The organism is Dyella flava (assembly GCF_016904955.1).
Classification (GTDB): domain Bacteria; phylum Pseudomonadota; class Gammaproteobacteria; order Xanthomonadales; family Rhodanobacteraceae; genus Dyella_B; species Dyella_B flava.
This window is the reverse complement of sequence record NZ_JADIKE010000033.1, coordinates 1-9,077: the sequence shown is the minus strand read 5'-3', so window position 1 is coordinate 9,077 and position 9,077 is coordinate 1. Positions and strand designations below refer to the sequence as shown.

Below are 9,077 nucleotides of genomic sequence, written 5' to 3'. Positions count from 1 at the left end.
GCCTGTCCAAGGCGCAGGATTTGCCGTTGGATGGCACGCTGCGCGGTTGAGATCGGGTGCGCCCGATGTGCTCCGGCCAACAGGACCAGTTTTTCGACCTTGTTTGGATGGCGCGCAGCGAATGCGAGGGCAACCATCGCGCCATAAGAGGAACCCACGAACGCAGCCACACTCATAATGCCTAGCGCATCGACCAGCGCAGCCAGCGCATCGGCCTGATCTTCGCTGGAAATCGCACGTGGGCTCTGTTCAAAGTCGGCGGGAATCAACCAATCGATACTCAGGACACGGCAATGTGCCAGGTCGATAGCTTGGCCATTGCCAACCAATTCGGACCACCAACCGGGCTTGTCCTGGTCTGTAGCGGCAACGTGACGATCTGCGGAAATCCCTCCCTGCACGATCACCGTCGGAGCATCCGGTGCGCCGGTCCATTGATAGCGCACGTCGACCTTGCTGAGGCCGAGGCCGTATTTGGGTTGCAGGTTCAACCGACGGCTGCTGCGCTGTTCGGCCAGCGTAGAACGCGAATGCAGAGGCACGACCACGGCAGTGTGGTAATCGTCGAGAGAGGAATTGGCGAGCTGCGGCATCTTGGTTCTCCGGATACATCGCCCTGCGGAGAACCATGGAGGAGTTGCCGCCATATCAATCATGCTGACGCATGGATTGACGACATCCCATCTTCCGGTCGACGCCTTGGGGCGCCCCGCAGGAGTTGGCACCGTTGCAGGTTTGAACCTGCAGGTTGCCCCGGCTTCAAAGGGCCTGTCCCTCAGCCGGTCTCGATGAGTATGGACGACTATACCCACGGTCTTTTTAAGCGTCAATGGACGTATAGACGTCTAAACGTCGATATTCTTTAAAATACGCCTGTTTTTCTGGCATATGTGAAATGACCATATCACTTGGCTCCAGGCACAGCCCGACTGGCAAGCCATCCCTGCCAACGCTACTCTCACGCTACGTTTGAATCCGGCGTATGACACTTCACCCATGACGATCAGATCCGACCTTTCCGCCGCTGTTGGAAATACCCCCTTGCTGCGCCTGCGCCGCGCCTCCGCGCTGACTGGCTGCCAGATATTGGGTAAGGCCGAATTCCTCAATCCGGGAGGGTCAATCAAGGACCGTACGGCGCTGGGGCTCATCTGCGACGCGGAGCAGAAGGGTTTGTTACGCCCCGGCAGTACGATCGTAGAAGGAACCGCCGGGAATACCGGCATAGGACTCGCGCTGATCGGGGCGAGTCGCGGTTACCGGTCTGTGATCTTCATGCCGGAGACGCAGAGCCAGGAGAAGATCGACGCGTTACGGATTGCTGGCGCAGAGGTGCGCCTGGTACCAGCTGTGCCGTTCAAGGACCCAAGGCATTACGTACACGTCGCGCGAGCCTATGGCCAGAGCTTGAACCAGCTCGAACCCGGCAGTGCCTGGTTCGGTAACCAGTTTGACAATACGGCCAACCGCGATTGGCACGAGGCAACCACTGCCATCGAAATCTGGGAACAAACCGGTGGGCAAGTGGACGGCTTCGTCTGTTCCGCCGGCACCGGTGGAACCCTTGCAGGGGTTGGACGGGCGCTGAAAGCGCGCAAGCCTGGCGTAAAGATCGCCCTCTCTGATCCGTCGGGTTCAGCTCTAGCCAATTACATCAATCATGGCGAGCTGCTGGCTGAAGGCAGCTCCATCAGCGAAGGGATCGGCTCCAGCCGCATCACCGCGAATTTCCAGGATGCGCCCGTCGATCTGGCCTGGTCTATACCGGATCAAGAGTCCGTTCCGCTGTTGCACGAGCTGCTCCGCGAGGAAGGCTGGTGCGTAGGTGGATCAAGCGGCGTGAATATTGCCGGCGCCATCCGACTCGCCAGGGAGCTTGGACCGGGGCACACGATTGTCACTGTGCTCAGCGACGCAGGAACTCGCTATCAGGCAAAGCTATTCAATCCACGCTTCCTCAGGGAGAAGAATATTCCTGTCCCCGAGTGGCTGGACAAAGCCTTTCCGGATTGATGCTCGATCGGGTTTCGATGCCGTGCTTTAAGTGACATCGCTTCAGCTGCAAATTTCAGCCGCACGTAGGCCGCCGAAGGAGATGCGAGTCGGGGTAAAGCAAAACGCCTTCCGGTGAGGGAAGGCGTTTTAAGGATAAAGCCCCTGGCGGTGACCTACTCTTGCATGGAAGTCCACACTACCATCGGCGCAGCTGCGTTTCACTTCCGAGTTCGGGATGGGATCGGGTGGGGCCACAGCGCTATAGCCGCCAGGGAAAGGGTTGAGGCAGCGCACGAGTGCGCCCGGCCTCAAGAGGGGTAAACGAGTGACAAGCGTCTGGTGAAATTCCGGGATGTTTCGTTGGGGGTCTGGCTCTTTCGAACAGTCCGGCCTTGGAGGGTCGGGTTCGTCACAGAGAGACCTGTCTGCGAAGCGTCTTGGGGTTATATGGTCAAGCCGCACGGCTCATTAGTACGCGTTAGCTCAATGCATTGCTGCACGTCCACACCGCGCCTATCAACCACCTAGTCTAGATGGGGCCTTTAGGAGAGTTGAACTCTCGGGAGATCTCATCTTGGGGCGTGCTTCCCGCTTAGATGCTTTCAGCGGTTATCACTTCCGTTCATAGCTACCGGGCAATGCCATGGGCATGACAACCCGAACACCAGCGGAACGTCCACTCCGGTCCTCTCGTACTAGGAGCAGCCCCCCTCAAATCTCCAACGCCCACGACAGATAGGGACCGAACTGTCTCACGACGTTCTGAACCCAGCTCGCGTACCACTTTAAATGGCGAACAGCCATACCCTTGGGACCGGCTACAGCCCCAGGATGTGATGAGCCGACATCGAGGTGCCAAACACCGCCGTCGATATGAACTCTTGGGCGGTATCAGCCTGTTATCCCCGGAGTACCTTTTATCCGTTGAGCGATGGCCCTTCCATACAGAACCACCGGATCACTAAGACCTACTTTCGTACCTGCTTGATCCGTCGATCTTGCAGTCAAGCACGCTTATGCCTTTGCACACAGTGCGCGATGTCCGACCGCGCTGAGCGTACCTTCGTGCTCCTCCGTTACGCTTTGGGAGGAGACCGCCCCAGTCAAACTACCCACCATACACGGTCCCTGATCCGGATTACGGACCTAGGTTAGAACGTCAAGCACTTCAGGGTGGTATTTCAAGGATGGCTCCACCGAAACTAGCGTCTCGGTTTCATAGCCTCCCACCTATCCTACACAGAAGAACTCAACGTTCAGTGTAAAGCTATAGTAAAGGTTCACGGGGTCTTTCCGTCTTGCCGCGGGAACGCTGCATCTTCACAGCGATTTCAATTTCACTGAGTCTCGGGTGGAGACAGCGCCGCTGTCGTTACGCCATTCGTGCAGGTCGGAACTTACCCGACAAGGAATTTCGCTACCTTAGGACCGTTATAGTTACGGCCGCCGTTTACTGGGGCTTCGATCAAGAGCTTCGCCTTGCGGCTGACCCCATCAATTAACCTTCCAGCACCGGGCAGGCGTCACACCCTATACGTCCACTTTCGTGTTTGCAGAGTGCTGTGTTTTTGATAAACAGTCGCAGCGGCCAGGTTACTGCGACCCTCTAACGCTCAGTCACGCATGTGACCACGTCGGAGGGCGCACCTTCTCCCGAAGTTACGGTGCCATTTTGCCTAGTTCCTTCACCCGAGTTCTCTCAAGCGCCTTGGGATTCTCACCCTGCCTACCAGTGTCGGTTTACGGTACGGTTTGCTGTAGCTGAAGCTTAGTGGCTTTTCCTGGAAGCGTGGTCTCAGTCACTTCGTCCTGATGGACTCGTCTCAGTGCTCGGCGTATGTGATCCCGGATTTGCCTAAGATCACCGCCTACCTCCTTTCCCCGGGACAACCAACGCCCGGTAGACCTAACCTTCTCCGTCCCCACATCGCACTACAGTCAAGTGCTGGAATATTAACCAGCTTCCCATCGACTACGCATTTCTGCCTCGCCTTAGGGGCCGACTCACCCTGCGCCGATGAACGTTGCGCGAGGAAACCTTGGGCTTTCGGCGTGCGGGCTTTTCACCCGCATTATCGTTACTCATGTCAGCATTCGCACTTCTGATACCTCCAGCATGCCTCTCGACACACCTTCACAGGCGTACAGAACGCTCCTCTACCGCGCACATTGCTGTGCACCCCGAGCTTCGGTGTAGTGCTTAGCCCCGTTAAATCTTCCGCGCAGACCGACTCGACCAGTGAGCTATTACGCTTTCTTTAAAGGGTGGCTGCTTCTAAGCCAACCTCCTGGCTGTCTATGCCTTTCCACATCGTTTTCCACTTAGCACTAACTTGGGGACCTTAGCTGCGGGTCTGGGTTGTTTCCCTTTTCACGACGGACGTTAGCACCCGCCGTGTGTCTCCCGTACATTCTGTCCTGGTATTCGGAGTTTGCCATGGTTTGCTAAGTCGCGATGACCCGCTAGCCATAACAGTGCTCTACCCCCAGGAAGATTCATACGAGGCGCTACCTAAATAGCTTTCGAGGAGAACCAGCTATCTCCACGTTTGTTTAGCCTTTCACTCCTATCCTCAGCTCATCCCCATCTATTGCAACAGATGTGGGTTCGGTCCTCCAGTGCGTGTTACCGCACCTTCAACCTGGCCAAGGATAGATCACGTGGTTTCGGGTCTACTGCCAGAGACTATGCGCCCTATTCAGACTCGGTTTCCCTTCGCCTCCCCTAGACGGTTAAGCTCGCCACTGACAGTAAGTCGCTGACCCATTATACAAAAGGTACGCAGTCACCCTTGCGGGCTTCCACTGCTTGTACGTATACGGTTTCAGGATCTATTTCACTCCCCTCTCCGGGGTTCTTTTCGCCTTTCCCTCACGGTACTTGTTCGCTATCGGTCAGTCAGGAGTATTTAGCCTTGGAGGATGGTCCCCCCATGTTCAGACAAGGTTTCTCGTGCCTCGCCTTACTCAATTTCATGCACCGTGCCTTTTCGTCTACGGGGCTATCACCCGCTATGGCCGGCCTTTCCAGACCGTTCGACTAAAACATGATGCACTTTTGGGCTGCTCCCCGTTCGCTCGTCGCTACTGAGGGAATCTCGGTTGATTTCTTTTCCTCCGGGTACTTAGATATTTCAGTTCCCCGGGTTCGCTTCCAACACCTATGTATTCAGTGCTGGATACTCCTTACGGAGTGGGTTTCCCCATTCGGACATTGCCGGATCAAAGCTTGTTGCCAGCTCCCCGACACTTTTCGCAGGCTGCCACGTCCTTCATCGCCTCTGACTGCCAAGGCATCCACCGTATACGCTTGGTCGCTTGACCATATAACCCCAAGTCGCCTCAGGGCTACTCCCGTTCCTCCTCAGGAACATTGGGAAGTCGCCAAACAACGCTTTCGCTTACTTCTTTGCCTCAACGACACATCTCGGTTTGGTTTCAAACCAAGACGCTTGTCACTCGTTTACATTTTCAAAGAACACGACACTGGCCTCAACGCCAGCTCGCTTCAAAATCTCTTCGTGTGCGCTACACATCCGGTGTCAAACTGGTGGAGCCAGTCGGGATCGAACCGACGACCCCCTGCTTGCAAAGCAGGTGCTCTCCCAGCTGAGCTATGGCCCCATAGTTCGGTCATTCAGTGGTGGGTCTGGGAGGACTCGAACCACCGGCCTCACCCTTATCAGGGGTGCGCTCTAACCACCTGAGCTACAGACCCATAAGCTTCATAGGCCTTATGGCCTTCGCGCTTGTTCAGCGCGCGGATGTGCAGGTGTCTTGTGTGGACGTCTTGCGGAGGAGGGTCTGTCGTTCTCGAAAGGAGGTGATCCAGCCGCACCTTCCGATACGGCTACCTTGTTACGACTTCACCCCAGTCATGAACCACTCCGTGGTCGTCGCCCCCCTTGCGGTTAGGCTAACGGCTTCTGGAGCAACTCACTCCCATGGTGTGACGGGCGGTGTGTACAAGGCCCGGGAACGTATTCACCGCAGCATAGCTGATCTGCGATTACTAGCGATTCCGACTTCACGAAGTCGAGTTGCAGACTTCGATCCGGACTGGGATCGGCTTTCTGGGATTGGCTCCACCTCGCGGTATTGCAACCCTCTGTACCGACCATTGTAGTACGTGTGTAGCCCTGGCCGTAAGGGCCATGATGACTTGACGTCATCCCCACCTTCCTCCGGTTTGTCACCGGCAGTCTCCTTAGAGTTCCCACCATTACGTGCTGGCAACTAAGGACAAGGGTTGCGCTCGTTGCGGGACTTAACCCAACATCTCACGACACGAGCTGACGACAGCCATGCAGCACCTGTGTTCTGATTCCCGAAGGCACTCCCGCATCTCTGCAGGATTCCAGACATGTCAAGGCCAGGTAAGGTTCTTCGCGTTGCATCGAATTAAACCACATACTCCACCGCTTGTGCGGGCCCCCGTCAATTCCTTTGAGTTTCAGTCTTGCGACCGTACTCCCCAGGCGGCGAACTTAACGCGTTAGCTTCGACACTGATCTCCGAGTTGAGACCAACATCCAGTTCGCATCGTTTAGGGCGTGGACTACCAGGGTATCTAATCCTGTTTGCTCCCCACGCTTTCGTGCCTCAGCGTCAGTGTTGATCCAGATGGCCGCCTTCGCCACTGATGTTCCTCCCGATCTCTACGCATTTCACCGCTACACCGGGAATTCCACCATCCTCTATCACACTCTAGCTTTCCAGTATCCACTGCCATTCCCAGGTTGAGCCCGGGGATTTCACAGCAGACTTAAAAAACCGCCTACGCACGCTTTACGCCCAGTAATTCCGATTAACGCTTGCACCCTTCGTATTACCGCGGCTGCTGGCACGAAGTTAGCCGGTGCTTATTCCTCAGGTACCGTCAGCCCCACCGGGTATTAGCCGATAGTATTTCGCTCCTGATAAAAGTGCTTTACAACCCGAAGGCCTTCTTCACACACGCGGCATTGCTGGATCAGGCTTGCGCCCATTGTCCAATATTCCCCACTGCTGCCTCCCGTAGGAGTCTGGGCCGTGTCTCAGTCCCAGTGTGGCTGATCATCCTCTCAGACCAGCTATCGATCGTCGCCTTGGTAGGCCTTTACCCTACCAACTAGCTAATCGAACATCGGTCCATCCAACCGCGCGAGGTCCGAAGATCCCCCGCTTTCTCCCGTAGGACGTATGCGGTATTAGCGTAAGTTTCCCTACGTTATCCCCCACGTCTGGGCAGGTCCCGATGTATTCCTCACCCGTCCGCCACTCGCCACCTATCGTATTGCTACGACTGTGCTGCCGTTCGACTTGCATGTGTTAGGCATGCCGCCAGCGTTCAATCTGAGCCAGGATCAAACTCTTCACTTAAGTTTTCGAATGTCCAAAGACACTCTATCTTTCTGAAGCGTTAGTCCTAACCATAAAACGTCAAGCTTTTGAATTGACTCTTAGGTTAGACGCTTGCATTTGTGGACAGATACTCCATCCACCGCAAGGCGCCCACACAAGTCACCTGCGCACACTGTCAAAGATCAATCACTTGCAACCTGTTCTTCAGATCGCCCCGTGAACATTTCGTTCCGGGTGAGCCGCCCATTCTACATCGCCTCTTCAGTCCGTCAACACCTTCAGCGAAAAATTTTTGCTTTCGGAGTTGCCGTCGAAGCGCGTTGCCAGCGGCGGGGAGGCGAATACTAGGCAGCACCCCATCCTTTGGCAAGCTTTTTTTGAATTTTTTTTCACGCTTCGCGTAAAGCATTGTTCTGCCGCGAAACTTATTTTTCGAACGCGTCGCGACGACATTGCGTCGCCGCGATCCACTCACGCTTGCGTCAACAACACGCGCGCGAAGTTGCGCTTGCCGATCTGCAGAACACCCTCGAAACCTGGCGCAAACATCCGCTGTGCATCTTCGACGACTTCCGCATCGATGCGCACGGCGCGCTCCTTCAGTTTGCGATTCGCTTCCGCGTTGCTTGGCGTAAGACCCGCGGCCGTCAGCAGCGCAGGCAAACGCAAGCCTTCCACAGGCACTGCAATTTCGGTGAGCGGCAGCAGACTGGTATCGCCTTCGCCGCGTACCACCGCGTGCCAGCCGGCAATCGCCTGCTCGGCGGCGGCAGCATCGTGGAAGCGAGTGGCCAGCTCCCGCGCAAGCTTGAGCTTGGCGTCGCGCGGATTGAGCGCTCCGCTGGCCACTTCCTGCTTCATGCGGGCGATATCGTCCAGCGAGGTTTCGAAGCTGAGCAGCTCAAACCATCGCCACATCAGCTCGTCACCGATTTTCAGGGTCTTGGTGACGATGTCGATGGCCGGCTCGTTAATGCCGATGTAGTTGCCCAGCGACTTGGACATCTTGTTGACGCCGTCCAGTCCCTCCAGCAACGGCATGGTCAGCACGATCTGCGGCGGTTGGCCGTGATGTTCCTGCAAGGCGCGCCCCATCAGCAGATTGAACTTCTGATCCGTGCCACCGAGCTCCACATCGCACTTCAGCGCGACCGAGTCGTAGCCCTGCACCAGCGGGTACAGGAACTCGTGGATGGCGATCGGCTGCTGGGCGGCATAGCGCTTGGCGAAGTCGTCTCGCTCGAGCATGCGCGCCACGGTGTGCTGGGCGGCGAGCTTGATCATGTCGGCCGCACTCATCTGGCCGAACCATTCGGAATTGAAACGCAACTCGGTCTTTTCGCGATCGAGCACTTTGTAGACCTGCTCGGCGTAGGTCTCGGCGTTGGCCAGTACATCGTCGCGCGTCAATGGCTTGCGGGTGACGTTCTTGCCGGTGGGGTCGCCGATCATGCCGGTGAAGTCACCGATCAGGAAAATCACGGTGTGTCCCAGATCCTGGAACTGCCGCAACTTGTTGAGGAGCACGGTGTGCCCCAGATGCAGGTCCGGCGCGGTGGGATCGAAGCCCGCCTTGATGCGCAGGGGGCGTCCAAGCTTGAGCCGTGCAGCCAAGTCTTCCTGCTTGATGATCTCGTCAGCGCCGCGCGCAATCGTGGCCAGCGCCTGCTCAAGCTCGCTCATGTCGTCCTCGTGAAGTGATTGTCTAGGCAGCCAATAGCGTGATGGCCGCCTTCTTT

The 9,077-nt window shown here is 56.6% G+C and carries 3 protein-coding genes, 2 tRNA genes, 3 rRNA genes and 1 riboswitch; of the genes, 1 reads left to right on the top strand and 7 read right to left on the bottom strand.

Translation table 11 applies throughout. The features are described from left to right. Positions 1–593: alpha/beta fold hydrolase (locus ISP19_RS08240; protein ID WP_204680888.1), on the bottom strand; the 593-nt coding region annotated here is incomplete at its 3' end. 84 nt (positions 594–677) lie between these two features. Continuing rightward, a riboswitch (SAM riboswitch) is annotated at positions 678–795 on the bottom strand. Positions 796–996: 201 nt separating this feature from the next. Between ISP19_RS08240 and ISP19_RS08235 the strand changes: the two genes are divergently transcribed. Continuing rightward, entirely contained in the window at positions 997–2,013 is a 1,017-nt protein-coding gene (locus tag ISP19_RS08235; RefSeq protein WP_204680735.1) for a cysteine synthase A, read from the top strand. Between the two features lie 142 nt (positions 2,014–2,155). On the opposite strand, the gene rrf is transcribed toward ISP19_RS08235, so the two are convergent. The 6 genes from rrf to tyrS all read right to left on the bottom strand — a co-directional run bounded on the left by rrf (position 2,156) and on the right by tyrS (position 9,021). Continuing rightward, a 5S ribosomal RNA gene (gene rrf, locus ISP19_RS08230) occupies positions 2,156–2,268 on the bottom strand. Between the two features lie 174 nt (positions 2,269–2,442). Next, positions 2,443–5,319: ribosomal RNA gene (locus ISP19_RS08225) — 23S ribosomal RNA — on the bottom strand. A gap of 224 nt (positions 5,320–5,543) precedes the next feature. Continuing rightward, a tRNA-Ala gene (locus tag ISP19_RS08220) sits at positions 5,544–5,619 on the bottom strand. A 17-nt stretch (positions 5,620–5,636) separates the two neighbouring features. Further along, positions 5,637–5,713: transfer RNA gene (locus ISP19_RS08215), tRNA-Ile, on the bottom strand. Between the two features lie 98 nt (positions 5,714–5,811). Then, a 16S ribosomal RNA gene (locus ISP19_RS08210) occupies positions 5,812–7,356 on the bottom strand. The 16S, 23S and 5S rRNA genes sit together here with 2 tRNA genes alongside, the layout of an rRNA operon. Positions 7,357–7,809: 453 nt before the next feature. Further along, complete coding sequence (gene tyrS / locus ISP19_RS08205) at positions 7,810–9,021, bottom strand: tyrosine--tRNA ligase (RefSeq protein ID WP_204679294.1); 1,212 nt, start codon at positions 9,019–9,021, stop codon at positions 7,810–7,812. Between the last annotated feature and the right edge of the window lie 56 nt (positions 9,022–9,077).